The sequence below is a fragment of the Nitratireductor kimnyeongensis genome (assembly GCF_019891395.1).
GTDB classification, from domain to species: domain Bacteria; phylum Pseudomonadota; class Alphaproteobacteria; order Rhizobiales; family Rhizobiaceae; genus Nitratireductor; species Nitratireductor kimnyeongensis.
Genome location: NZ_CP078143.1, coordinates 1,501,900 through 1,526,308 on the forward strand (window position 1 = coordinate 1,501,900; position 24,409 = coordinate 1,526,308).

At 58.7% G+C, this 24,409-nt stretch carries 22 protein-coding genes; 8 read left to right on the forward strand and 14 right to left on the reverse strand.

Features of this window, described 5'->3' with window-relative positions; all coding sequences use genetic code 11:
• Positions 1 to 62: 62 nt before the first annotated feature.
• On the reverse strand, positions 63 to 1,094 hold the full coding sequence (locus KW403_RS07090) for a sugar-binding transcriptional regulator (protein WP_223022016.1): 1,032 nt from the start codon (positions 1,092 to 1,094) through the stop codon (positions 63 to 65).
• A 154-nt stretch (positions 1,095 to 1,248) separates the two neighbouring features.
• Here KW403_RS07090 and KW403_RS07095 point away from each other — a divergent pair, with 154 nt between their 5' ends.
• A complete protein-coding gene (locus KW403_RS07095) occupies positions 1,249 to 1,986 on the forward strand; it encodes a hypothetical protein (RefSeq protein ID WP_223022017.1) in 738 nt (245 codons plus the stop codon).
• A gap of 8 nt (positions 1,987 to 1,994) precedes the next feature.
• Here the strand turns inward: KW403_RS07095 and ptsP are convergent, their stop codons facing one another.
• The 5 genes from ptsP to KW403_RS07120 form a co-directional block, all read right to left on the reverse strand.
• Positions 1,995 to 3,983, reverse strand: a complete 1,989-nt coding sequence (ptsP, locus tag KW403_RS07100) for a phosphoenolpyruvate--protein phosphotransferase (RefSeq protein WP_223022018.1) — start codon at positions 3,981 to 3,983, stop codon at positions 1,995 to 1,997.
• A gap of 37 nt (positions 3,984 to 4,020) precedes the next feature.
• Positions 4,021 to 4,404, reverse strand: coding sequence for a PTS glucitol/sorbitol transporter subunit IIA (locus KW403_RS07105; protein WP_223022019.1), 384 nt, complete (start codon positions 4,402 to 4,404; stop codon positions 4,021 to 4,023).
• Positions 4,405 to 4,580: 176 nt separating this feature from the next.
• Positions 4,581 to 5,591, reverse strand: a complete 1,011-nt coding sequence (gene srlE, locus KW403_RS07110) for a PTS glucitol/sorbitol transporter subunit IIB (protein ID WP_223022020.1) — start codon at positions 5,589 to 5,591, stop codon at positions 4,581 to 4,583.
• 14 nt (positions 5,592 to 5,605) lie between these two features.
• Positions 5,606 to 6,346, reverse strand: a complete 741-nt coding sequence (srlA, locus tag KW403_RS07115) for a PTS glucitol/sorbitol transporter subunit IIC (protein ID WP_378596956.1) — start codon at positions 6,344 to 6,346, stop codon at positions 5,606 to 5,608.
• Positions 6,347 to 6,428: 82 nt separating this feature from the next.
• Positions 6,429 to 6,866: a transcriptional regulator GutM gene (locus tag KW403_RS07120; RefSeq protein ID WP_223022022.1), complete on the reverse strand. Its 438-nt coding sequence runs from the start codon at positions 6,864 to 6,866 to the stop codon at positions 6,429 to 6,431.
• A gap of 180 nt (positions 6,867 to 7,046) precedes the next feature.
• Between KW403_RS07120 and KW403_RS07125 the strand changes: the two genes are divergently transcribed.
• Together KW403_RS07125 and KW403_RS07130 are read left to right on the forward strand one after the other, a co-directional pair.
• Positions 7,047 to 7,694, forward strand: coding sequence for a hypothetical protein (locus KW403_RS07125; protein ID WP_223022023.1), 648 nt, complete (start codon positions 7,047 to 7,049; stop codon positions 7,692 to 7,694).
• A 57-nt stretch (positions 7,695 to 7,751) separates the two neighbouring features.
• Complete coding sequence (locus KW403_RS07130) at positions 7,752 to 8,438, forward strand: HAD family hydrolase (protein ID WP_223022024.1); 687 nt, start codon at positions 7,752 to 7,754, stop codon at positions 8,436 to 8,438.
• A 272-nt stretch (positions 8,439 to 8,710) separates the two neighbouring features.
• Here the strand turns inward: KW403_RS07130 and KW403_RS07135 are convergent, their stop codons facing one another.
• The 4 genes from KW403_RS07135 to KW403_RS07150 form a co-directional block, all read right to left on the reverse strand.
• Entirely contained in the window at positions 8,711 to 10,015 is a 1,305-nt protein-coding gene (locus KW403_RS07135) for a pyruvate dehydrogenase complex dihydrolipoamide acetyltransferase (RefSeq protein ID WP_223022025.1), read from the reverse strand.
• 1 nt (position 10,016) lies between these two features.
• Positions 10,017 to 11,027, reverse strand: a complete 1,011-nt coding sequence (locus KW403_RS07140) for an alpha-ketoacid dehydrogenase subunit beta (protein WP_223022026.1) — start codon at positions 11,025 to 11,027, stop codon at positions 10,017 to 10,019.
• Positions 11,027 to 12,061: a thiamine pyrophosphate-dependent dehydrogenase E1 component subunit alpha gene (locus KW403_RS07145; RefSeq protein WP_246637915.1), complete on the reverse strand. Its 1,035-nt coding sequence runs from the start codon at positions 12,059 to 12,061 to the stop codon at positions 11,027 to 11,029. The genes KW403_RS07140 and KW403_RS07145 overlap by 1 nt, the downstream gene beginning before the upstream one ends.
• A gap of 120 nt (positions 12,062 to 12,181) precedes the next feature.
• Positions 12,182 to 13,498: an NAD(P)H-dependent oxidoreductase gene (locus tag KW403_RS07150; RefSeq protein ID WP_223022027.1), complete on the reverse strand. Its 1,317-nt coding sequence runs from the start codon at positions 13,496 to 13,498 to the stop codon at positions 12,182 to 12,184.
• 336 nt (positions 13,499 to 13,834) lie between these two features.
• Between KW403_RS07150 and KW403_RS07155 the strand changes: the two genes are divergently transcribed.
• A complete protein-coding gene (locus KW403_RS07155; protein ID WP_223022028.1) occupies positions 13,835 to 14,080 on the forward strand; it encodes a hypothetical protein in 246 nt (81 codons plus the stop codon).
• Between the two features lie 99 nt (positions 14,081 to 14,179).
• Here the strand turns inward: KW403_RS07155 and KW403_RS07160 are convergent, their stop codons facing one another.
• Entirely contained in the window at positions 14,180 to 15,055 is an 876-nt protein-coding gene (locus tag KW403_RS07160; protein WP_223022029.1) for a lytic transglycosylase domain-containing protein, read from the reverse strand.
• Between the two features lie 202 nt (positions 15,056 to 15,257).
• Here KW403_RS07160 and KW403_RS07165 point away from each other — a divergent pair, with 202 nt between their 5' ends.
• Complete coding sequence (locus KW403_RS07165; protein ID WP_223022030.1) at positions 15,258 to 16,199, forward strand: DUF3137 domain-containing protein; 942 nt, start codon at positions 15,258 to 15,260, stop codon at positions 16,197 to 16,199.
• Between the two features lie 23 nt (positions 16,200 to 16,222).
• Here the strand turns inward: KW403_RS07165 and KW403_RS07170 are convergent, their stop codons facing one another.
• Entirely contained in the window at positions 16,223 to 17,563 is a 1,341-nt protein-coding gene (locus KW403_RS07170; RefSeq protein WP_485020654.1) for a sodium:solute symporter family transporter, read from the reverse strand.
• A gap of 183 nt (positions 17,564 to 17,746) precedes the next feature.
• Between KW403_RS07170 and KW403_RS07175 the strand changes: the two genes are divergently transcribed.
• From KW403_RS07175 to KW403_RS07185, 3 genes are all read left to right on the forward strand, one after another.
• Positions 17,747 to 18,322: a LemA family protein gene (locus KW403_RS07175; protein ID WP_223022032.1), complete on the forward strand. Its 576-nt coding sequence runs from the start codon at positions 17,747 to 17,749 to the stop codon at positions 18,320 to 18,322.
• Positions 18,319 to 19,344, forward strand: a complete 1,026-nt coding sequence (locus tag KW403_RS07180) for a hypothetical protein (RefSeq protein ID WP_223022033.1) — start codon at positions 18,319 to 18,321, stop codon at positions 19,342 to 19,344. The genes KW403_RS07175 and KW403_RS07180 overlap by 4 nt, the downstream gene beginning before the upstream one ends.
• A 214-nt stretch (positions 19,345 to 19,558) precedes the next feature.
• Positions 19,559 to 21,376, forward strand: a complete 1,818-nt coding sequence (locus tag KW403_RS07185; RefSeq protein WP_223022034.1) for a serine aminopeptidase domain-containing protein — start codon at positions 19,559 to 19,561, stop codon at positions 21,374 to 21,376.
• A gap of 28 nt (positions 21,377 to 21,404) precedes the next feature.
• On the opposite strand, the gene KW403_RS07190 is transcribed toward KW403_RS07185, so the two are convergent.
• Entirely contained in the window at positions 21,405 to 22,433 is a 1,029-nt protein-coding gene (locus KW403_RS07190; RefSeq protein ID WP_223022035.1) for a hypothetical protein, read from the reverse strand.
• The gene (locus tag KW403_RS07195; RefSeq protein ID WP_223022036.1) at positions 22,430 to 24,388 is read right to left on the reverse strand and encodes a vWA domain-containing protein; all 1,959 of its coding nucleotides are present in this window, start codon (positions 24,386 to 24,388) and stop codon (positions 22,430 to 22,432) included. The genes KW403_RS07190 and KW403_RS07195 overlap by 4 nt, the downstream gene beginning before the upstream one ends.
• Between the last annotated feature and the right edge of the window lie 21 nt (positions 24,389 to 24,409).

Here is a 24,409-nt window from a genome sequence, read left to right on the forward strand (position 1 = left end):
CCTTATAGCCTCGCAGAGAGCGAATTCACACATCCGGCACGAAATTCATCGGCGAGCGCCGATCAGGCGTGAGCGAGGATGCTGCGAGCACTCTCTTCGTCCGTAATGAACACTGTCGGCTCAACCAGTTTCATCGCTCCGACGAGCGCCTCGATCTTGTCATCGCCACCAGAGGTCAGGATTCGCATCGGCGCCCGGCGCAGTCGGTCGACATCGACAGACATCACACGATCGTTGATCGGGTGATCCACCAATTGTCCCTCAATGTCATAGAAATGGTAAAGTATGTCTCCGACCGCGCCCTTCTCCTCCAAGGCTGCCCGAACGGCCTCGGTGAGGTAACCGCCTCGATAAAACGTGGTTGCCGAAGCCAGGCCGCCAATGGAAACGATGACCGCATCAAGCGTATCAGCCAAGGCCAGGATCTCATGCAAACCGCACCGCTCTATAAGCGCCGTTTTCGTTTCGACGCTGTCGACGACTGCAGGTGCGGGAATGAGATAACCATCCCCTTGGAAGGCTCGTGCAAAACGCCAGGCAAATTCGGCCGGATTGAAACGTCGCGCGACACCAACGCCGCCCAGCAGCGAGATCACTCTGAAATCCGCCAGTGGCCGAGCGCGAATGAACGGCAAGGAGCCGAACAGCGTTCGACCCCAGCCGACACCAACCGACATGCCAGCCGCCATCACATCCGAGACAAAGCTTCCTGTTGCGGCACTGATGGCGGGAATCGGGTCTGCATCGGGGTCTGAGAGCGGCGCGACAACAGCACGCTCCAGACCAAAGCGCGTTTCAAGCGCCCTCTCTATACGCGTTATCTCTGCAAGATCACCTTCGATGGTGATCTTCACCTCGTTGCGGGCGCGCGCATCGGCAAGCATGCGCACCACGCTGACCCGTCCTATGCCGAGGATTTCCGCGATTTCGTTTTGGGTCTTCTGCTCAACGAAATACATCCATGCGGCGCGCACACGCAGTCGATCCGTCTTGCTGGTGACGCCTCCCCTGCCTGGTACGATCGCAAGCTCTCCAGAACTGGTCGTACCGGCAGGCTGCCCAGCGGACTGTTTGTGCGCCTTCGCCTTGCTCATATAGTCTTCCTGCGTTGTCCCCGGGACGGATACAAGCATCTCGCTTGATTTCCGGGAAGACCAAAACAATGATGTCGCCATCGGGTCAATGCCCGTTAGCGGAAAACTGATTGCTCGAGGATACTACTTTATGCTCCGGGACGCCTCGCATGAGATGGCTATTCAATTAAAGGACCGCATGCGGGACATTCGTGATTTCCTGCGTTCGCACCGGCACGAGCGGCAGGCAACAACCGCTGCGGGCAGGCATTTTGGCGACATGGAGAGTGTTCTCGGGCGCGCTGCCAGCATGATAGATGATACACTCAACCTGGCCGAAACAGCATCTCGATCCGTACTTTCCGCTACGCAGAAACACGAACTGGTCCTATGGCCGCTCAGCGATTATTTCGGCGATCAAGAGTCAGGTGAACGCGCTTTCAGGCGCCACATGTACCGCGCAGCAAGAACTCTGGCGAGAACCTTGGAGGCCGACGCCGAACCACCGGTGATTCGCGAAGCCGGCTTCACTGCAGCCCATGAAGCGCTACGCCGTCGGCAAGGCTCCATGGTGCTGGCTCTGAAGAATGCTGCCGAACCTGAAAAGAAGCATGCACTGATCGCCGGAATGCTCGCACATCTCATTCAGGAGATCTGCCACAGCGCATTGAGCGATCAGGCAGCGCCGCCTTCCAGACAGGCTTCGAAAGCATGCATACTTGTCTTTGCACCGGGGCTCCTCACCTCGGCGCTGATGGCTTTCGGTGAGAGTCTCCCGGTTTCGGACTTATTCGACATCGCCACGCTGGCCATTTCAGCACGCCAGGATCGGATGGCCCACAGCCTCGGGGCAGACCAACCGATCTCCGACTTGGCAGCGATCTTCGAAGCCCTGCTCATCCACCTCCCATAGAGGTGCGATCAGGCCGCTTTTTCAAGAAGCTCCGAAAGCTGCTTCTTGGTTGCCTGAATGGAAGCCGGGCTCATGCTGAGTTCCGTCAATCCCATGCGGATAAACTCGGGAATGAGATCGGAGCGCGCGGCCGCCTCGCCACACATGCCGATCTCGATACCCGCGTCCACCGCAGCCTTCGCGGCCTGCTCGACAGCAGCCATCACGGCCGGATGAGCGGCATCGTTGAGGTTGGCTACCGAGGGATTGAGGCGATCCGCGGCCATCACATACTGGGTGAGGTCGTTGGTGCCGATCGAGAAGAACGAAACTTCCTTTGCCAGAGCTGCGGCCCCAAAGACAGCAGCGGGCGTTTCGATCATGACGCCGAGCGGGAAGTCGCCATAAGCAACACCATCGGCCTTCAGCTCGGCTGCGCATTCTTCGATGAGGGCGCGCGTGCGGCGCACTTCCTCAACATCCGACACCATCGGCAGCATCACTCGCAGATTCCCGTGAACGGCGGCACGGAGAAGCGCCCGCAGCTGCACCTTGAAGATATCCGGTCTATCCAGACACATGCGGATGCCGCGCCAGCCAAGGAAGGGGTTCTCTTCTTCCGGAAACTCCACGCCGGAGATCGGCTTGTCACCGCCGATATCAAGCGTACGCACGATCACCGGATGATCCGGAAAGGCGCGGGCGAGTTCCGCATAGGTTTCCGCCTGCATGTCCTCGGAAGGCAGATGCATGTGACGCATGAAGAGAAGCTCGGTGCGGAACAGGCCAACACCCATTGCACCAGCCTCCTGGGCGGCTTCGATCTCTTCGAGCGAACCAAGATTGGCCGCAACCTGAATAACCGTACCGTCCGCCCGCCGCGGTACCACATCCTTGTAAGCCTTGAGAGCTTCCCTTTCACGTGCGGCAGCACCGATCATCTCGCCATAACGCGCACGAGTGTCCGCATCCGGATCGACAACAACCTGTCCCGTGTGGCCGTCGATTGCCGCCTCCTTGGCTTCACGCAACTGGTTCACCGCCTCACCAAGACCGAGCACCGCCGGAATACCATGGGTACGGGCTATGATCGCCACATGCGAGGTGGCGCCGCCATGGCCGCACACCACACCACCAAGGCGCTTGAGTGGCGCACGTGCCAGATCCCACGCACCGATGTCCTCAGCGACCAGAATTGCACCCTCGGGAATGTCGTCAAGGCGGGCGTCTTCCTGCCCGAGCAACGCCAGACATATTTGTCGCGCAATGGAATCCATGTCTTCCGCACGGGCCGCCATATAGGCATCGTCCAGCTTCCGAAACTCATCTGCCAGATTTGACGAAGCGGCGATAACGGCGGAAACCGCGTCGAGGCCGCCATCTATGGCGGAAAGCGTCTCATCGCGCAGCGCATCATCGGAGGCTATATCACGCAGGGCTGCGACAATTCCGCGGTCACTTTCCTGCATGCCATCGGAGGCGAGCGACCGATCGAGCTTTTCCTGAAGCCGTTCCACGGCATCTTCAAAGCGTTTCTTCTCCGGGCCTATTTCCTCGGCTGAGAGCGTTTTGTTGGCAGGCACGATCTGTTGCGGAAAATGTGCAAAGACCGGACCAAGTCCAAGGCCGGCGCTGGCAGCAACACCATGCAGCCCAGCCTCATCCGCCGGGGCTTCGACATCGGTCGTCGCTTTCCGAGGAGCAGCGTCGTTCTGAGGCTCAGACTGTTGCGCCGTGCTCTCACCGGCACCCTCTTCAATTCCTGAAAGCGGGTTCTCCAGATAGGCAATGAGGGCATCGACGGCTTCTATGGCATCCGCACCCTCGGCACGAATGGAAACTTCATCGTTCTCCTTCACGCCAAGCAGCATCAGCTTGACCGAACTCTTGGCACTGACTGCCTTCTCTCCCTTGACGATCTCCACTTCACTCTCGAACCCCTTGGCAAGGCGCACAAAGCGGGTGGCGGGGCGGGCGTGCAGGCCATCCTGCACTCGGACGATGGTCGAGCGTTCCATACCGGTCTCGTGTCTTTTCTTCGATTTCGTAACGGCGTCAGGCGCCGATGGTGATCACAGCATCCGCCTGCAATGCCGCGATGAGCTTGTCCGGCTCTACAACAGATGCGCAAATCTCGCCAGGGCGCTCCACGGCAGTGGCACCGTTGAAATTCACCACAACGTGCCCGATCTCGCGCACCTTGTTCCAGGCAGCATCGCCCATGGCGGTGATTTCGGCGGAGACGCTCTCACCGACGCTGACACGCGTGCCGGGCACCGGCGCGTCGGTGGATGGTCCATCCTGAACCGCATGAAGAACAGAAACCTCGGCAAGTTCCTCCGGTGCACCATCAGCGAACAGAATCAGGACACCACCTTCCGCAAGATCCGCAACTTCCGGACCGACTGCGGTTATGCGCGTTTTGAGAAACACCGACATTCAAGAAAACTCCATGCAACCTAGAGCATCGGGCCGAAAAGTGGAATCCGGTTTTCGGATTGTTCCGATACTCGTTCAATTTGTTTAGTTCGTCCTTTGTGCGCCCAGATGGACGTAAGGCGATCTAGTATTCTGGAAGCGGCAGCCACCTGAAGGGTGGCTGCCGGCTCCGATGGTTATAGCACCACGAGACTCACAGCCCAGGCGAGTGCCACGGAAACAGGTCCCATGATTTGACGGCTGATCAACACAGCCGGGACGCCGATCTCGATCGTCTTGGGCTTTGCTTCACCGAGCGCGAGGCCCACTGGCACGAAGTCACAGCCCACCTGCGTGTTGTAAGCAAACAGCGCCGGCAACGCCATTGCGGGCGAAATCGTGCCATTGGCGATCTGCGGACCGATGATCGCCACGCCGATCACCTGCGCAATGACCGCACCCGGCCCGAGAATGGGCGAAAGGAACGGGAGACCGCAGATGGCCGAGATAATGAGCAGGCCGATAATGTTGTTAGCCAGCGGCCCCATAGGCTGGGCGAGTACATCGCCGATGCCCGTGTAGAGGATCAGACCGATCAGCATGGTTACGAAGGCCATGAAGGGCAACACGTTGCGGACCACCTGGTCGATGGTGCGACGGCCGGCATTGAAGAAGATGCCAACAACGCGGCCCATGACACGGCCGACACTGCTGATCAATCCTACGAGGCCACCTTCGCTGGTCGGCGCAGGTGCTGCGGCAGAGGCCGTCGCCTCTTCGCCCGCTTCCGCTCCGCTTCCGGCGCCACCGGCAACGGTTGCGGCAGCACTTCCGTCAGCCATCTCAATGTTCTCCGGCTTCACACCGGACACATAGATGTCTTCGGTGATGAACTGGGCGAGCGGACCTGCCTGCCCAACCGGGGTGAGGTTGACGGTTGGAATGCGTTTGCGCGGATAGACACCGCAGCGCGCGGTGCCACCACAGTCAACCACGACCACGGCCATCTCGCTCTCGATCGGCGGGCTCTTGAAGCCATCAACCACTTCGGCGCCGGTCATGTCCGCGATGCGCTGTGCAACCGGATGGATGCCACCACCGGTGACGGAGACCACCTTGTTGCGCTGAGCCGTCGGCTCGATCACGAGCGGGCCGCCCCAGCCGGAGGAGCCTTTCGAGATCTTTACTGCTTTGTATGTTTTAGCCATATCCTGCCCCTCCCCTAGAGCTCAACGCCCTGGCGGCGTGCCATGATGGCGGTGATCTTCTCGGTCAGCATGCCCTTGAGCAGAATGACGACGAGGCCGACCAGCGCGTACCAGATGGCCACGGTGATGTGGTAACCACCGGGAACAACGCCCTGGCTCTCAAGCTCGAGAAGCGCGACGAGGATGCCGCCCCAAACGAAATATTCGCCCGGATTGATATGTGGGAACAGGCCAAGCGGCGGATGCACATAGGACACTGCAGCATCATAGAATGCCGGCTTGTGCTTTTCTTCCAGGAATGAACCGAACGTGTAAGCCATTGGATTGGTGAGGAAGAACACGGCCAGCACCGGCAAGACGGTGTAGCGTGTCAAAGCGATGCGACCGGCACTCTGGGCCAGGCCATGGACGCGTTTCTCGCCGACCAGTTCGGTGATTGCGTAGAACGCAGTCATCAGAACGACCAGAGTCGGGATGATCCCCGTGACGAAGCCAGCGAAAACCTCGCCGCCCTTCTGGAAGATGCCGATGAAGTATTTGCCGGCGGCTGTCAGCCAACCAAGCTGCTCTTCCTGTGCGACCGAATCCAGCTTCTGCCGGAATTCCTCGACCGAAATGTCGCTGCCAGCTTGCGCCAGCACGACGAGATCATTGGCTGCCGCTTTGGCGGCAAGCTTGCCGGTGAGTGCGGCATCACCAGCCACAGCACCAGCCAAGTGAAGCCCCTGCATGGCCGTATCGGCATGCTGAGCCATTAGTGAAATGACAGACATAGTCCTCCCTCTCTCTTCTGCTCACCCCGGTGATTGAGCCCCGGTGAGCGTGCAGTCCCGTATGTCATGCGTTCGCTGCGGCCAGGGATTCCCGAAGTGGCGGTTCATCGCCCGCGCACGTACGGTCTATCTGTGCCACCGCTTGGGTAATCGCCGCAGTGAGCCCCGGCTTGTCTTCACCGAATAGCGCTGGCTCGGCCCGCAGCTGATCGAGGGACATGCCCTCGAACTCCTGATGTCGCTTGAACTTCGCGAAAACGGAGCGCCCGCTCATCGTCAGAATGCGACGAACGGAAAGATCTGGCGCGATTACCACGATGGCAATAGCGCCACGCTTCAGAAAGCGCCCATGAAAGGCGCCGGTTCCGACAAACCCGTCGGTGTATTTCTGCGTAATACCTTTGAAGACTTCAGAGTAGTGCCGCATCTGCAGCCACACGCCGTAGGACTGCAATGCCCATACGACCGCGAGGAGCAAAAGCCCCCATTGCCATATTGCCATCAGGCCATTCCTCCCGAAACGCTCATCCCAAGCGTACGCACTGCAAACACCGTAATCCGGAAACTAAGAACATTTGTTTTTTAAAATGTCAAATTGTATATTCCCTCCCACCTGAATGCGCAGCTTATTTGATTGGAACCCGCCTGCCGCATGCTATTGTCCAGGCTAAGGAGTTCACCGTTGGATCTGGATTTCAAGAACGAACTTGCCGTCATGCCCGATCTGCGTCACCGGCTGCGCCAGTTGCGCTGGTTTCGAACGACCTTCCGCGGCAATGCCAAAGCCGTAACGCAACACTACGGTATCGAGTTTGAGGTGAACGAGGAGAAGCTCACCCGCGTCTTTCTCGACTGGGTGGAGATGGTCGACGCTCACAAAACCTATGCCCAGCTCGATCGGGCCGATTTCATCATTTATTCGGCGGGCCTCGCTCTAAAGGAGTTGATTCGTCACGCACCTGTAACCGTCGTGGACGGAAGCGCCGTGTCGTGCGATGCCGACAACGCCGAGATCGTGGCATTCTGGCCGGAGGGCTTTCTCTATACAAACTATTGCGTCTGCGCGATCGCCGCCATTTTCGAGCAGGAGTTCACTGAGGCACCCGATCTTGATCACTGCGCCGACGATCTGCGGACATGGTGGTCTTATCGCGAAAACACGCGCGAGATGCCTGCCACGGCAGTCGCCTTTCTCGACCGCTTCCTCGGTGCGGAGCCCAACTGGGTCGCCCCCGACCTCGTGGAAGGGAGACTTGCCATGCGCTCCGCCATCGAGGCCGGACGGAAAACGATAGACGCGCCCTCCATCGTCCCTGGCCCGGTCCGCTAGATACTGGCGCCGGCTTTCCCCTCTCCACACCAGCTCTACGTCAATTCCGGAGTTCCCATGAGCAAGCCCCTGATCATATTCGATTGCGACGGTGTCCTCGTCGATAGCGAACCACTGGCCGCAATCGCCTACGAACGCGTCTACAACAAACACGGTCTGGCACTTGGCCGCGAAACGGTGACCCAGTGCATTGGAATGAAACAGGCCGATATCATCGTCCGCATCGAAGAACTGACCGGTCTCGCTTTCCCGCCGCACGCAGCAGACGACATCTGGCCCGAAACCAGAGCGCTCCTCGAAACGGAACTGGAACCGACGCGCGGCATTCTGCCGTTCCTGCGCAATCTGGAAACCGCGCGCTGCGTTGCTTCGTCATCGTCAATGGAGCGTATTGCGCTCAGCCTCGAGGTGACCGGCCTTGCCGAGTTCTTCGCCGACAATGTGTTCAGCACATCGATGGTCAGGAACGGCAAGCCGGCACCCGACATCTTTCTTTTTGCGGCGGAGAAACTGGGCAGCGAGCCTGCCTCTTCGGTAGTGATTGAGGATTCGCCCTTCGGGGTTCAGGGTGCGGTCGCCGCCGGCATGACCGCGATCGGTTTCACCGGCGGAAGCCACACATTCGACGGTCACGCGGAGAAGCTCAGATCGGCCGGTGCTCACGCCATTTGCTCCTGCTGGAGCGAGGTGGAGCCCGAACTGGTGAAACGCGGATTCATCCACGAGTCGGTTGGCGAATTTTAAGTGAGAAAGCCCGATCAAAAGAAAAGGCGCTGCCCGTGATGATCCAGGCAGCGCCAAGTTACGCGGTCAAAGTTTGAGATCGCAACAGGTAGCCTCAAACCCTTTTGCTCAAGACCACCCGCTCTGGCGTATTGTCTTTCAGATTTCCAGCATCGACCGATCCGGGAAATCTGAATTGCCCCACTCCCCAAAAGCGTGCGCCATCTTCGAAGACAACGTTGCGCTCCCCTGCTTTCCCGGCAACGAGCCCCTCAGCCAGCCGGGAATGCCTATTACACCAGCATCGTCAGCGGGTTCTCGATGACCTTCTTGAAGGCAGCGAGGAGTTCGGCGCCGAGCGCACCATCCACCGCGCGGTGATCGGTCGACAGCGTCACCGACATCACCGTTGCCACCTTCACCTCGCCATCCTTCACCACGGCCCGCTGCTCGCCAGCGCCCACCGCAAGGATCGTCGCATGCGGCGGGTTGATGACGGCGGCAAAGTCCTTGATGCCGAACATGCCGAGATTGGAGACGGCCGTGTTGCCGCCCTGATACTCTTCCGCCTTCAGCTTGCGCGAACGCGCCCGTGCGGCAAGATCCTTCATCTCGTTGGAGATGGCAGACAGCGTCTTCTCGTCGGCGCGGCGGATGATCGGCGTGATCAGGCCGCCGGGGATCGACACGGCAACGCCCACATCGGCGTTTTTGTGCTTCACCATGGCGCTCTCGGTCCAGGAGACATTCGCCTCCGGCACCATGGCAAGCGCTTTGGCGTGGGCCTTGATGACCATGTCGTTGACCGAAAGCTTGTAAGCCGGCTTCTCGCCATCCTCACCCTTCACCATCGGCGCGGCTTCGTTCAACTGCTTGCGCAACGCCAGAAGCGCGTCGATCTCGCAGTCGAGCGTCAGGTAGAAATGCGGGACGGTGGATTTCGCCTCGACCAGACGGCGCGCGATGGTCTTGCGCATGCTGTCATGCGGGATCAGCTCGTAGGAGCCTTCCTCGAACAGTTTCATGACCTGATCGTCGGACATGGCCGGGGCGGCGGGCGCTGCAGCAGGTGCTGCATCGGCGGCTTTCGCGCCACCATCCTGTCCAGCCGCTTCCACATCCGCCTTGACGATCCGCCCCTTCGGACCGGAGCCCGAAATGGCCGAAAGATCGAGCCCGGCTTCCTTCGCCAGACGGCGGGCAAGCGGGGAGGCGCGAACGCCTGCGGAAGAGGCAGTGTCTTCGGCTGCGGGCGCGACAGGCGCGGCAGCCTCGACGGGAGCCGGCGCTTCAGCCTTTGCAGGTTCCTCGGCCACGGCTTCTGCCGGTGCGGCAGCCGGCGCATCGGCCACAGCCTCGCCTTCGTCATAAATCCAGGCAACAACCTCACCAACAGCGATGTCGATGCCTTCTTTACCGGTGATGTTGCGAACGATGCCGGCGGCAGGAGAATCGATCTCCATGGCCGCCTTGTCGGTCTCGATCTCGAACAGGAGATCGCCCTTCTTCACGGTCGCACCTTCCTCCACATGCCAGGAGGAAATGCGGCCGGTTGCCATGTCCATGTCGACCTTGGGCAGGATGACTTCAACGGCCATGTCAGCGTGCTCCCGTGACGAGATCGCGGGCGGCCTTCACGATGCCGTCGACCTGCGGGACCGTCGCCTTCTCCAGTTCGGGATTGTAAGGGATCGGCGTCTCCGCGCCGCCCAGACGAACAACCGGTGCATCGAGATAGTCGAAGGCCTCGCTCTCAGCGATCATCGCGGAGATTTCCGCACCGACGCCGAGCGTCTTCACGCCCTCATAGACGCACATCAGGCGGGAGGTCTTGCACACGCTCTCGATGATCGTCTGGCGATCCATCGGGCGGATCGTGCGCAGGTCGATCACCTCGACGTCAATGCCCTCTTCGGCGAGCTGCTTTGCGGCATCCAGCGCCTTGTGCACCATGATCGATGTAGCGACAATCGTGAGATCGGCGCCCTCGCGCCGGACCTCGGCCTTGCCGATCGGCACGGTGTAATAGCCTTCCGGCACCTCGCCCTTCATTTTATAGAGGAGCTTGTGCTCGTAGATCATCACCGGATCGGGATCCTCAATGGCCGCAAGCAGCATGCCCTTCACATCATGCGGGGTTGCCGGCTGGATGACCTTCAGGCCGGGAACATGACCAAGCCACGCCTCAAGGCTCTGGCTGTGCTGCGCGGCTGCACCCGTGCCGGAACCGGCCGGAAAGCGCATGACGACCGGCACCGAAACGGCACCGCCCAGCATGTAGCGCATCTTTGCCGCCTGGTTGACGATCTGCTCCATGGCGAGCGTTGCGAAATCGGAGAACTGGAATTCGAAGATAGGCCGCATGCCGGTGACAGCGGCACCCACCGCAACACCTGCGCCGCCGAGTTCCGAGATCGGCGTGTCCATCACGCGGTCGGTTCCGAAGCGTTCCACCAGATCACCGGTGACCTGGAACGCGCCGCCATAAACGCCAATGTCTTCACCCATCAGGAACACACGTTCATCGCGCTCCATGGCAATCGCCATGGCTTCCTGGATGGCCTGCGCGTAGCTCAGTTCACGCGTTGCTGTCTCGACTTGCGCGTCCATCAGGCCTGCTCCGTGTAGACGTATTTCTCAAGATTGGCGACTTCAGGCATCGGGCTTTCCTTGGCAAACTCAATGCCGGCCTCGATCTCCTTGCGAACCGATTCGCGGATGTCCTCGATACCTTTCTGGTCAATGACACCGAATTCCATCAGCTGCGACTCGAAAGCCTCGATCGGATCGCGCTCGGTCATCCACTCCTCGATCTCTTCCTTGGTGCGATAGCGGTTGCGATCGCTCTTGGAATGGCCACGATAACGGTAGGTCTTGCACTCGATGAGCGTCGGTCCCTCGCCATTGCGCGCGCGCTCGGTCGCCTCGTGCATGGCTTCGGCCACATCCGAGACGACGTTGCCGTCGACGATCACACCAGGCATCGCATAGGCGGAAGCACGGTCTGCGATGTTGGGAACCGCCGTTGCGCGGGCGACGGAAGTCGACATGCCGTAGCCATTGTTCTCGCACACGAAGACCACCGGGAGCTTCCAGATGGCCGCCATGTTGAGCGCCTCATGAAACGCGCCTTCGTTGTTTGCACCGTCTCCGAAGAAGCAGACCACAACATTGCCGGTCTTCATCTTCTTGGCGGTGAGCGCAGCACCCACGGCAATCGGCAGGCCACCGCCGACAATGCCGTTCGCACCGAGATTGCCCGTCGACACATCAGCGATGTGCATGGAGCCGCCACGACCACGGCAATAGCCCGTGGTCTTGCCGAAGAACTCGGCAAACATGCGCGAGACATCCGCACCCTTGGCAATGCAGTGACCATGGCCACGGTGCGTGGAGGTGATCTGGTCTTCATCGGAAAGACCGAGGCAGATACCAACGGCACTGGCTTCCTGCCCGATCGACAGATGCATCGTGCCGTGGATCAGGCCGCGCATATAGCTTTCTTCCGCGCCTTCCTCGAACTGGCGGATCAGATACATTTTGCGCAGCGCATCGCGCAACTTTTCCTGATCATAATGCCTGTAAATGAAAGGCTGGTTGGCGCCATCATTTTTCGCGGCACCCTTCTTGGCAGTGGCCGACATATTCTTGCTCCTATCTAGAGCATCGGACCGAAAAAGTGGACGTAGGCTTTCGGTTGTTCCGACGCTCCTTCAGTAAAACGGATCGTCCTTTTGAGCGTCCCAAGGGACGCAGGGCGTGATCTAGCCGTAAACGAGCTTGTCCTGGCGCGCCCGCAGCTCGGCAATCTTGGAGCCGGCCGGCGGCGCAGCGTTCTCAGACGTGATGAGCTCACCCTTCTTGATGGGCTTGGTGACCGTGCCGCCCTGAAGCAGACCGCAGGGAATCGCCTTGGAGGCGCGAGCTTCCGGAACCGTCATGACCCACGCGCGGTAGCAATATTCTCCGATCGCATCGAGCGTGTCGCCCGGCTGCATGTCCTTCTTGGCCACGGCGCAGACTTCAGCGACCGGTTTGTCCAGAGGCACCATGTCAGCCTTGCCGTACAGGACAACGCGGGCGCAGGTGAGCGGCACCTCGAGCGAGGTCAGGTGATAGGGGCGGTGAAAAGTGAAGTAAGGCCCCTTGCCCATCTTCAGATCTTCCATGCGCTCCGAAATACGCGGATGCGACATGTCGGCAACGACGAAAACGCCGGGCGCGACACCCTTGCCGATGGAGTAGTCCACCACACCGACACGCGAGAGAACGCCACCATCCTTTTCCGGCACCAGCACGGAAGAAAGTTGATCGAGCGTCGCCTTGGGGCCATGCATTCCCGGCTTGTCCGGCACGAGACCGGTGGCGTTGGCGATAGCCGCCATTTCCACCATGGTCTTCGAACCGTCAACGAATTCGACCAACATGCGCACATTCATATTGCGGCGCGCAGCTTCCTCGGCGTAGTCGTCGGGGATAGCATCGATGTTGAGCGGATTGTTCTTGCCCTTGCCGGCAGCGACGATGGGATGCCCCATGGCTGACACGAACTCGATCAGTTCCATACAGGATGACGGTTCATCACCGGCGCCAAGCGAATAGGTCACACCCAGACGATCTGCCTCGCTCTTCAGATAGGCACCGATCGTGACGTCCGCCTCGACATTCATCATGACAAGATGCTTGCCGTGCTCCATGGCCTTGAGACCGATCTCGGCTCCAACCGCAGGCACACCCGTCGCGTCGATAACGACGTCGATCAGGTCATTTTCCAGCAGAAGATCGGCGTCATTGGTCACAGCGACCTTTCCGCCTTCCATCGCCGACGTCATGGCAGACTGGCTGTCCACCTCCTTCGCGTGGCCTTCTTCCTGATAAGCGATATCCACGGCACGGCTTGCCGCAGGCAGATTCAGCTCCGAGATGGCTCCGATTTCGATACCCGGCATGTGAGCCACGCGGGTGACGATATCGGTGCCCATTTCGCCAGAGCCCACAAGACCGATACGAATCGGCTTGCCGGACTTGGCCCGATCCTCGAGATCCCGGGCAAGACCGGTAAGCGCAACATTGGCAGACATTTCTGACCACTCTCCCAGATGGACGTTTCCTCGACCCGAGGCTTATTGAACATATGTTTTGGTGTCAATACGAATGTCCATTCATTCGGTGTTCTACAACAGCGCCATCGCATTTGATGACCGCTGCCGTGGATCTCGAGCGCGCACATCCACGCAAACCCAGAACGTAACATTCCAAGATTTGTGAACGCTCTGTTTCAAAATTGCGATCTGACAAAACGAACAACCACTCCCTAGATGAGGAACCAGCAGGGGATGACCCCATGCTGAAAGTAAAACATGTTTCCCTAACGGGAATTTGGATGGCTTGTTGAAAGCTATTAGGAGTATTTAAAAATGAAAACTGTTCTTTCCGCCCTCGTTATTTCTTCTTTCATCGCAGCTCCCGCATTTGCAATTGAGCCAATCAAGGGGAGCATCAATTTTGATGGTCCTTCCCAGGAATCTCTCAGCAAGACCCCGGTTGGCTCAGTTCTTAAGCACCAATTTACTTCGAACGGAAATGATTACGTCGAGATCTATGTGGTTGGCGCGGATGGTCATCCGGAACTCGTGAGCCGCACAGCTTCGAACAACAGCTAATACTCACCAAAACAATTTTAAAAAAGGCCCGGCAATAATCCGGGCCTTTTTTCTATTCCGCCTGTACCTAAGCCACCCTTCGGATTGCTTTTCAATAATCTATTTGTTCCGCAATACCACGCACGGCAGGCCCCCACTGCGGAACCGACTACAGACCTTGATTGCTTCGGCGCGGCTGTCCGCACCAATACGTACGGCATAAATGCCACGTGACCCTCGCGAGGATCGCACTCTCGTGATGACCGGCTCATAACCTCTGAGAACCGTCGCATGACGGCGCAGCACCATCTGCCACAACCTGATCGCCACATCACGGCGAAAATGTCCTGCAACCTGCACACCCCAAGGCTGTGTATGAGCGCTGTTCATGGCAATGACGGCTCGCGCCGAGACAGGTAGCTCGCGGCAAGCCGCCTCAAAAGACTTTTCAGGGTGAAGAGGTTCGACGTCGATGACAACCTCACGATTGGAAAAGGTATCAGCCGGGGCGCCCAATATCGCCATAACGTAGTTTTCGGTTTCCAGCGGCAAGAACCCGCCTTTCTCAAGCCAGCGGGACACACGCCCTTCACCGGCATTGTATGCCGCAGCTGCGAGGCCGAGATTTCCAAACTTTTTCTCCAACTCAGCCAGATACATGGCCGAGGCAGGAATAGCCTTCTCGATGTCGAACGCATCATCCAGACCGCGCAGAGCTGCCGTGCCCGGCATGAACTGCGCCACGCCTTCAGCCCCCTTCGGACTAACAGCATTGGGGTTGAAACGGCTCTCCTTCCAGAGAAGCCGCGCCAGGAACGCAGGATCCAGCAAATTTTCTCGGGCATTGACCTCCACCAGTTGACAGATCGAGGCGACCAGTCTGGCCTTATCGGTTTCACCTGATGCTTCTTCAGCATTCACAAAAGAAACCCGCAGCAGAAACAGCCCGAGAAAGGCGCAAAACGCGAACTGTCTGCAAGGATGCGGATATCGCATCGGCCACCCCTTCTGTTCGGAAAAACCTATTCCGCGCGATGCCGTCAGACAAGCTCGCGGAAACCAGCAGGTCTGCGGCTCTACCATTTGGGAGAGGCGGGGGATTCTCGACTGGGAAACTGTCTGGGAAGCCGCTGTCATCTGCCAGCCGGCGTCTGAAACTCTGTGACGAAGCCGGGACCCCATGAACATCTCCTCACCGATGACCGCCACCGATCAGGATTTCAACAGCTATTACGTGTCTGAAATCGAGCCCGCGCTTGCACGCGCGAACCGGCGTCGGACTATCCGAATGCGGATAGTGGTTGGCCTTGCCGCTCTCGGCACAATCGGATTCTGTGCAATCGCTGCCCTTGCGTTGGTGGGCATGACCAACCATCCGGGCGCGTTGGCCGCCTTTGCCCTGGGGTTCGGCGGCTTGCTGGGGGCGGGAGTTCTATATCAGGGCCTTACCAACGAGTATAAGCGGGTTTTGACAGGAGGCGTCTGCTCCTATCTGGGTTTTGACTACAAACTTGGTGGCTTCGATTTTCCGCTGGCTCGCTTCCATCCGCTTCTCCCACGCTTTACAGGCGCCAAATTGGAAGACCGTATACGCGGCCGCGTAGGAGACGTGGATTTCGAGCTGTGCGAGGGCAAGCTCTCCAGGAAGGACGCCAAATGGCGCACCATCATGCTTGCCTACAGCTTCTCGAAACCGTTCAAGGGCGAGACCTGCGTGGTCGCGGATACCGACTGGATCGGTAACGCAATCGAGCGTTTGCGTCAGGCGGGGGAGCGGGTGCGACTTGAAAGCTCGCAATTCGAGGAGCGCTTTGAGGTCTTCTCCACCGATCAACTCGAAGCCCGGTATTTGCTCACGCCACGTTTCATGGAGCAGATTCTTGAGCTCACCCAACGTTTCAACAACAAGCGCGGTGTGGCATTGGCCTTTCACGAGAGCCAATTACTGATAGCCATACGGATTGGTTCGATGGCCCGCCGTTTCGAGATCGGAAATGTGTTCGGCGAAGTCAGGGATGGTAAAGAGCGAGCCTACAAAATCCTGACCGAGCTCAATTTAGTGACTGACATAGTCAGCGTTCTGGGTTTGGCCGGTTCCAGACCAGCAGAGGCTATTCAGGGCAAGGGCGTGGCCGGTTGACCGCGCATTACGCAAAGCCTCTTTTATCGGCTATCGGCGCTGAATGAACTCTCGAGATCTGCCGGTGGCCGACTGTCTTTGCGGAGCGGCCATATCCAGGCAACACCATATGCCACAAGCGCAACTCCAAAACCTAGAAAAGCAGTATAATTCAAATCGATGCCGACTAGGACAAAACTGACCACCACGCCAAGATTCAATGATAGAGTTGCCGATGCAGAGCGCAGATTCCGCAAAAGCAATGCGGCAAGAACAGCAGGCAGGAACACGACGAGTGAGCTGAAAGCTGCGATAATGGAGTTGAGGAGAGGCCCAAGCGCGTACGCGACAACAGTAAGCAGGACAAACAACATCAGCACCATCAACTGGAGCTGCCTCAACGTATAGCGTGTCCGCTCCAGACTGGTAAGCAACGGCATGACGAATGTGTCCATCGTCGACATAAGAACCGCTATGAGCATGACATCGGCTAACCAGGCCCAATGAGCCGGCATGGTTTCACGCAGCACTGTGAGAACCTCTTCACCGGCATGGCCTTTGAGGCCCAACCAGACGATACCCAGGTAGCAGAACAGGCACAGCGGCGCGGCAAGCAGAAATGCTCTCCGCGCGACCTCCGGGGCTCTGGCCGTGGCCATTCTTTGCCAATTGTCGATCGCAAGGACGGCACTGACTGGAATGAAAAGCCAAACACCCACAAGCAGCGGAAATTTATAGGGACCCAGGTCGAAGGGGTTTTCGATGTGAGGTGCACCGCCGGCATTTGTGAGCGTGAGCACTCCTACCCCTAGGAGGATGATGGCAGCCTGAAAGACATCCGTTTCCGTTGCGACACGATACCCGCCAATGGCGGTATAAATCCCAGTGAAAGCGCTCGCCAGAAGCAGCGCGCCCAAGCTCGAAACGGGCATAATCGCCGATAAAATGGCGGCCAGCGCCAAAAGCTGCACCGCCGTGCGCAACAGGAAGACGAAAGCGATCGGAATCCACACTGCTAGCGGATGACGAACCCGGTGCGTTGCGACGATCAAATCGACAAGCCCGTGAACGCCAAAATGCTGCGATTGGCGGTGAACGAGTGGAGCAATGGCGCCACAGATTGCGAGTCCGAGTGCATACGCAAACGCAAGGGATACGCCGAGTATCGGGCTTGCGTCCGAGAATAACAGCAGCGCTACAAACGTGCCTGCACCGATGTTTCCACACACGATTCCGGCGATGGTCGCAAGCAACCCGGTGCGTCCAGAATTAAAGATGAAGTCATCTCGTGTCGCGTTGCGTGCGCGCATGAGCGCATAGACGAGAGGCGCAAACAGGACAAAGACAATCGGGACAAGTTCAAGAACGTCTAAAGGCAAATGCATCTGAGAAGGGTATCACTCATCACTACGAGCTAGCCGATTGTACTGCAGCTTAAACATGGTTCCCACCCACTCCTGACAGTTTTGCAAGCTCCCTCATTTGGGGGACGCGGTCGCGCCCGCGCGGGGCTAGGTCCAGACTGCAGAATACCAGGCACCGTGGCTGGAAAGGCATTCGGAACAGGCATGATCACAACCATTCTTATAATAGCAGCGGCTATACTCTTGTTCATTTACCTGCAGAACCGTCTGGCAGCAGCGAAGAACGCAGTGGCCAATGGCTACTCAGGCATCGATGTTCAGCTCAAGCGCCGTCACGACCTCATTCCTGCTCTGGTTGACGCGGTGCGGGGCGCGATCTCGCAGGAAAATCGTGTATTCGATGCACTGCTGGAAGCCCGACAAACCGCGATGCATGCGCGTTTGAGCGACATCGAAACCGTCCAAAAAGCTGAAAACGGCTTGTCCGCCGCGCTCCATGCCTTCCTTGCATATTCGGAAGACACGCCGGAGATCAGCTCAACGGAAAATGTGCGGGAACTGCAGAGGCAACTAGAGGAGACAGAAGACCAGATCAGCGCGTCAAGGCGGCTCTACAATGCAAATGTCGAGCGCTACAACACGCTTCTCGACGCCATTCCATCGAATTGGGTCGGACGCGCAATGGGGCTTGATCACGCAAAGCCTTTTTCTCTCACCCCTGCGGAAACTGAAGCCGTGCGTACGATGCCGGAGATCAGTCTGCCCGGTACCCGTCAATGAGCGCACGACGACATTGGGATCCGTTCGAAGGAGATATTTCGGTCTCGACGCCGGATACTGCGAGCACCCGGCAGGGCATAGCGCTTCCAATTTGGTTGAAGCGTCTCCCCCTGCCGCTTGCGCTTGTGGGTTTGGTCTGGACAATGGCTGCGGGCGTCATGGCCAACAGCTTTCCCTTTGTGCCCATCGCCGCCACCACGCTGGCCTTCGGCTCGATCTTTCTGGTGGAGATCCTCGAAAATGCGGACGGCCGCCGGCTCGTGCGTCGTGTGAACATCGCAAGGAAAAAGGGTTGGTCCTATACGGGAAAGTTTCTCGAATGGCAGATGGCCCGAACCCCTGTTCGCGACTCCGAGGGCAATTACGAACGCCGTTCGCAACGGGTAAAGCCGCCGCGGCTGGAGAAGATCGAGGCGCGCATACCCGAACTGACCAAGGTGCAGGCAGGATCCTTCATGGGAGTGCGGCTCGATGGTGAGTTCTGGGGCGAGAGCGAACAGGATCATCTGCCTTTGTGGGTCGCGGTGGGCGCCATGCAGATGGAGGCCGGGCTCGGCACGCCCGAAATGCGAAGGGATGCGAAGGGCGGCAGAGGCGGCTTCGGTCAGTTCTTCTCGCTGTTGGGGGCTTACCGGATTGATCGGAACACCGGGATTCGTGCGGTGATCCGCCCGGAGAACATTGTCAACAAAGGACCGCTGGATCGCGACATCAAGACGGAATCCATCCAGTTCAACGAGAGATTTCATATCTCGGGCCGACCGCTATCATCCGGCAATGGCCACGACATTGCACAGGATGTCTTGCGCATTCTCACACCGGCAACCCAGGCTGCAATGCTTGATCTGGGCGTTCGTTTTCACAATGTGGGTTTCATCGTGGACGATGATGTGCTGTTTTTCATGGCACAGGATACCCTGGTTGGAGAGAATGCCTCTGAAGGTGGCATCGACCGCCTGTTGCCTGGCATGTTGGAAGAATTTGAAGCAGCCAAGCTTTCAATCAAGCGCTATGTTGAATGACCACCAGACTGCGGCAAGCGGTCCCTTCGATGAAGCAGAAGATCCAACTGCACCTTCGTGGTTCGCTTCACTCCCCAGCGGACCTTTTCTATAGTCCTCCCCAAATGACAAAAAGACTGACAGCGCCATTCAGGTAAAGTTCACACGAACACGGGTAAACAACCTTGGAGTTGTTTCAGGTGTTGCAGACGCTGAGTGGCTTGGGGGATGACACATGAATGCCGCCTTCCTGGTTGGAGAAGACAACCAGCCATTGCTATTGCGCAAGTGGACGGTCGACCCGGGGCATAGGCCAACGGGCGGCGTCAAAGCCGTTTTTCTCGGCCATAGCCAGCCCACGCATTCAGACATGCTCTCTGATCTGGGATCAGCCTTCCAGAGACTGGGGTGGAACGCATATTCAGGGGATGTGCGCGGCCATGGCAAGTCCACCAGCCGCCTCAACCCGCTGGGCCACCTTGACTACAAAGACGGGTGGCAGCGCGCTGTCGCCGACATGCGGCTCTTCTACCAAACGAGCTTCGCCGATATCCCATGGGAGCATCGCCTCGTCGTCGTCCCCAACATCACCGCCCTTCTGACACTCGAAGTGCTCAAAACCTGGCCGGACCTTGCTCGCCACATCGTTTTGATATCTCCGCCACCGAACCAGCGTGCCATCGCCATGTTCGGCAAAACCTTCTCCCAGACACGTTGCAAACTCGGTTCTGCGGATACGCCGGACGAGCAGTCACTACATCATCTCTACGCATTCCTTGGCTCACACCTCAAGGAGCGCCGACACCCCGCAGATGTAATGAGCGCGGATCGCGCCGTGATCGATTCCGTGATCAGCGACCCTTTGGGTTGGCCGACGCCCACGCCTGCGTATTGGTACAACATTTTTTCGGGCATGTTGTCGGCCTGGAAGTGGCCAAAAGGCGCGTCTGTTGTTCCTGGCACACGTGGGCTGATCTTGTTTGGTGGCGAAGATGCCATGTTGCGAGACGGTGGCTTTCTGCCACCTGTTGAACGCTTCCTCGAACGGGTGGGCTTTGACGATATCGCCTCAGCGCGCATCGAAGGAGCTCGTTCGGCCCTTTTTCTGGAAGAAAAACGCTTCGGGATTGCGGAACGCATCATCCGATGGGTCGGCGAGGAGTGGCACCCGGAAGAGGGGAGCGACGAGATCGGTGTCGCAGAACTCACTTCCGAATTGCTTGCCATGACCGGGAGCCTGGGATCAGCCTCAGACATGAACCCCGGCGAGCTCGTTGAACTTTGCTACAATGCAATAGACGATGAAAGCCGCTGGAATGAGATCATCTATCGCATGATTTACGAGGCCGAACGTTCCGGCGACTTGGCCGAGGCTGCCTTGCACAAGCGCATACTCTCGTTGATGCCGCACTGGGAGCGTTCATTCAATCTCAACCGCCAGGTCATGATGAATGCCACGCTCGGCGTGCTGCTCCAATCGGTCATTGAACGGCTTCAGATCGGTGTCGCAATACTCGACAGCGAAGGAGGCTTGCTTCATTCCAATCGAACCTATTTCGAGGCACTGTCCCGATTGTTTCCCCGCAACAGGCTGTCGGACACTGATCAACGCAGCCTGAATCCGCTCACCCGGGAGCTATTGACCGGTGAGCTGATCGATAGAGCCAGCCGAAAGGGCAACCGCGAGACGCTTATCGTTCACGATGATGTCCCGGTTGGTTTCCGCTTTCATCCGGACGCCCTGAAGCAAACGAGTCTCCAGCGGCAGGGGCCCGCTTCCGTTCTGGTGCTTCGCACAAGCGAAGAGCGAAAACTCGCTGCGGATTCGCGCCTTGCGCTGGTCGAGCTTGCCTATGGTTTGACGGGCAAGGAAGCCGAAATCGTGCTTCTGATCGCCGGTGGAAAATCCCCCGAAGAAGCCGCCGAAACCCTTGGCATCCTGGTAAGCACCGTGCGTGGACATTTGAAAAAGGCATTTTCGAAAATGAACGTCCACACCCAGTCGGAGCTGACCTCTCGGATATTGTCCGGACCGGTCGGCTGGCTTGGTTAGAGCCGGTTAACAGGCGGCAGCTCGACATTCACCGGTTGGGGTTGGCCAGATGCGACATGATCCGAAGCGCATCGTTCAGTGAGATCCCCATTTCATCACAGGCGCCGGGCGCATTGGTGGCGCATGCCGCCAGCGGCCATTCATAGGAGTATTCGGGCAGACCCAGACGATGCAGCGCCTCGTGCGGGGTGAGGCCCGAGGCAGCCCCCTTGCAACCAAACGCCGCAGCGCATGCCCACAGTTCATCCTGCTCTCGCGTGAAAGCGGCGATCTCCGCATTGGTGAATTTCTCGCCGGACAGTCCGCTCTCTTCATCGCTGCCGACCTCTTCCTCGGTGAACGACATAGCCCCACCGCCGTCGGTAGCCTCTTCCTCGGTGAATGACATGCCCCCGTCCTCCACATCTACCGAGAGATCCTGTCTCGACCCCTCCTCTTTGGATTCGGCCTCTGGATTTCCGTATTCCTCCTGATAGGCTTCACGGGCACCTTGTGCAGTATTGTGACCCGTCAGGACAAGCGCGTCATCCTGCGAAACCGCCAAACCCTCGCACCCGAGGCCCGCCGCGCACGCCAGAGCATCGTGTTCCGCCACAGAAGCCTCGTCAAACTCCACTGCCTTTGTGCCGCTTTCGGAACTCTCCACCCGCTCGAACAGGCTGTCTTTACCCTGGGGCTCATCGCTGGCGCTATCAGCCCCCCCTTCGCCTGTCTCATTCGAAGGTTCCGGCTCCAGAGCCTCCGGGTCTCCGTATTGCTCTATATAAGCCTCACGTGCGCCTTCGGCGTCATTGTGCCCCGTCAGGACAAGCGCGTCATCTTGCGAAACAGCCAATCCCTCGCACCCGAGGCCCGCCGCACAGGCCAGAGCGTCGTGTTCCGCCACAGAAGCCTCGTCGAACTCCATTTTGCCGCTTTCGGAACGCTCCACCCGCTCGAACAGGCTGCCTTCCCCTTCAGCAGACGGAGCACCCCCCTGCGCCTGGACCGGAGACATCGCCACCGCCCAGCAGGTGAGCATCATGCATGCGTGAACGAGGGCATGACGGAGCCTCATGATTTTGGAACCTCTATGGCGAACCGATCAAACTCAAAATGGCTCTCCCCGGGCACGGCCTTGTGCCCATGGCCACCCAGCACACTGGCTGCTCCCGACAAACGAAGCATGGTGATGGATTCGGTGGTGTAGCCCAGCGATTCCCCAGTGGCAGGGTCGCGCATCTCCAGAGAAGCAGTGATTTCCCGGCCGCGACGTTTCAGGAGCAACCGCGCCCCATCCTGCCCCAGAGCTTCCACGATGGCGTCCCCGCGCGCCCGTCCCTCCGCATCGCAAACACCGTCGACCCAGGGGCCACCAAAGAGGTTGGTGTCGAAAGACGTTTTCTCGGGGTCTTCCTCAGTTCCCGAAATCCGGAAAAGCGAAAGGTTCAGCAGAATGCCGCAGCCCTTTGGGTCCAGCCACATATGTGCGCCTACCTGATCATGGGCGGCGTTGAACAGCGACAACGTGACCCCCTCACGCATGGTCTGCACATTCAGCTTGAAATCGAGAACAAGATCGAAATCACCCTCAGGCAAAGGATGGTCCAGAACGAAACGGTTGGTTGCCTCGGCCTTCTGGAAATGCGGCGCCTCTCCAATTGCAGCGACGAAAAGGGAGCCAGGAGGCGTGAACGCCGTGAGCTCCGGAATGGGGTTTTCCACCCGCCATTCCGCCTTCAGCGCCGGGCCATCAAACGTTTCTTCAAATACGGTTTCGACCGATGGCTGCGGCACAGGTGCCGGCGCGGGTGCGGCAGTCTCGGATTCCCGAACAGCCTCCTTGACCGCCGCGACGAAGCTCTGGGCGTCATTTGCGGGATAGTAGGTCCCGTTGCCTTTCTCGGCGATGCACTGCAGCGCCGAATGTTCTTCCTCATTCAGGTCGAAGCCCACCACATGAACCCGCGTATCGATTCCAGATTCTGCCAGCCGGGCAGCCGCAGCACAGGGATCGCCCCCACAGGTTTCCAACCCGTCCGAAATCAAAAGAACACTTGAGGACCGGCCGGATTTCGGCATCACGGATGCCGCCTGCTCCAATGCGTTGGCGATCGGGGTTTTCCCGAGCGGTGAAATTCCTTCTATGGCGGGAATGAGCCGGCCCGCCGCATAATTGGCGACTGGATAGAGAACCTCCGTATCCGAACAATCCCCTTCACGCCGATGGCCATAGGCCATGAGCCCGACATTTGCCGACGGATCGAGATCGCCCACTATGCCAGCCAAGGCCTGGCGGGCTGTCGTGATCTTGGCAACGCCTTCCATCTGACCCCACATCGAACCCGACGCATCGAGAATGAGCAGGAGGTTGCGTCCATCGGGATTGATGCCATTCCCGGGCAGGTCGCCTTCTTCCATTCCGGGGACGATGACCGCTTCCTGGCCCTCCTCAGCGTCGGCGGCCGTAGGGTTCCCGCATGCGAAAGCGCACGGAATGGGGAAGCCTGCATTCTGGAGCGTGACCTCTCTTCCTGTATCGCGCCTGAGGTCTATCCCGAGACCGGAAGCCATATCGGCCAGCGACCAGTCATTATTTTCCGAGTAAATGTCGGAAATCTGCCAGACATTGTCGGGCTGTACCGGAACCAGCGCGTACAGGAATTTCTGGCGCTGCCCGAAATTAACGAGTTCGACCCACACCTGGGCCGCCCCGCGCAGGATAGGTGCATCGGCGTCTGCAAAGACCTCGATACTGGAAATATCGTAGTCCTGAGCATTGTATATCGGGTCGAAGCCAAGGCGGCCCTGCAGCCCGTCGACCGCCAGCACATCCACCACATAAGGTGCCGCCGCCCGTGCATCGTTGAGCAGCGGACCTTGCATGCTGTCAAGATGCGTCTTGTGTGCGGTGATGAATTGCTCGACAAGAGCAACCGCTGCATTGACGTCCTGAGCGTGGGTATTTCCCCCAAGGACAACCGCCAGGGTGGTGGTCAGTCCGCAGAGAGCGATTCTTGATTGTCGAAACATGGCCGGAATTCCCATCATGAT

What these genes read in the sequence shown, in the direction of transcription:
- KW403_RS07155 (WP_223022028.1), top strand. Translation starts at nt 13,835, where the DNA reads ATGAAAACTGTTCTTTCCGCCCTCGTTATTTCTTCTTTCATCGCAGCT.
- KW403_RS07160 (WP_223022029.1), bottom strand. Translation starts at nt 15,055, where the DNA reads ATGCGATATCCGCATCCTTGCAGACAGTTCGCGTTTTGCGCCTTTCTC.
- KW403_RS07165 (WP_223022030.1), top strand. Translation starts at nt 15,258, where the DNA reads ATGACCGCCACCGATCAGGATTTCAACAGCTATTACGTGTCTGAAATC.
- KW403_RS07190 (WP_223022035.1), bottom strand. Translation starts at nt 22,433, where the DNA reads ATGAGGCTCCGTCATGCCCTCGTTCACGCATGCATGATGCTCACCTGC.
- KW403_RS07135 (WP_223022025.1), bottom strand. Translation starts at nt 10,015, where the DNA reads ATGGCCGTTGAAGTCATCCTGCCCAAGGTCGACATGGACATGGCAACC.
- KW403_RS07180 (WP_223022033.1), top strand. Translation starts at nt 18,319, where the DNA reads ATGAGCGCACGACGACATTGGGATCCGTTCGAAGGAGATATTTCGGTC.
- KW403_RS07185 (WP_223022034.1), top strand. Translation starts at nt 19,559, where the DNA reads ATGAATGCCGCCTTCCTGGTTGGAGAAGACAACCAGCCATTGCTATTG.
- KW403_RS07150 (WP_223022027.1), bottom strand. Translation starts at nt 13,498, where the DNA reads ATGTCTGCCAATGTTGCGCTTACCGGTCTTGCCCGGGATCTCGAGGAT.
- KW403_RS07195 (WP_223022036.1), bottom strand. Translation starts at nt 24,388, where the DNA reads ATGTTTCGACAATCAAGAATCGCTCTCTGCGGACTGACCACCACCCTG.
- srlA (WP_378596956.1), bottom strand. Translation starts at nt 6,346, where the DNA reads ATGGCTCAGCATGCCGATACGGCCATGCAGGGGCTTCACTTGGCTGGT.
- KW403_RS07120 (WP_223022022.1), bottom strand. Translation starts at nt 6,866, where the DNA reads ATGGCAATATGGCAATGGGGGCTTTTGCTCCTCGCGGTCGTATGGGCA.
- srlE (WP_223022020.1), bottom strand. Translation starts at nt 5,591, where the DNA reads ATGGCTAAAACATACAAAGCAGTAAAGATCTCGAAAGGCTCCTCCGGC.
- KW403_RS07095 (WP_223022017.1), top strand. Translation starts at nt 1,249, where the DNA reads ATGGCTATTCAATTAAAGGACCGCATGCGGGACATTCGTGATTTCCTG.
- KW403_RS07175 (WP_223022032.1), top strand. Translation starts at nt 17,747, where the DNA reads ATGATCACAACCATTCTTATAATAGCAGCGGCTATACTCTTGTTCATT.
- ptsP (WP_223022018.1), bottom strand. Translation starts at nt 3,983, where the DNA reads ATGGAACGCTCGACCATCGTCCGAGTGCAGGATGGCCTGCACGCCCGC.
- KW403_RS07140 (WP_223022026.1), bottom strand. Translation starts at nt 11,027, where the DNA reads ATGGACGCGCAAGTCGAGACAGCAACGCGTGAACTGAGCTACGCGCAG.
- KW403_RS07170 (WP_485020654.1), bottom strand. Translation starts at nt 17,563, where the DNA reads ATGCATTTGCCTTTAGACGTTCTTGAACTTGTCCCGATTGTCTTTGTC.
- KW403_RS07105 (WP_223022019.1), bottom strand. Translation starts at nt 4,404, where the DNA reads ATGTCGGTGTTTCTCAAAACGCGCATAACCGCAGTCGGTCCGGAAGTT.
- KW403_RS07130 (WP_223022024.1), top strand. Translation starts at nt 7,752, where the DNA reads ATGAGCAAGCCCCTGATCATATTCGATTGCGACGGTGTCCTCGTCGAT.
- KW403_RS07145 (WP_246637915.1), bottom strand. Translation starts at nt 12,061, where the DNA reads ATGTCGGCCACTGCCAAGAAGGGTGCCGCGAAAAATGATGGCGCCAAC.
- KW403_RS07090 (WP_223022016.1), bottom strand. Translation starts at nt 1,094, where the DNA reads ATGAGCAAGGCGAAGGCGCACAAACAGTCCGCTGGGCAGCCTGCCGGT.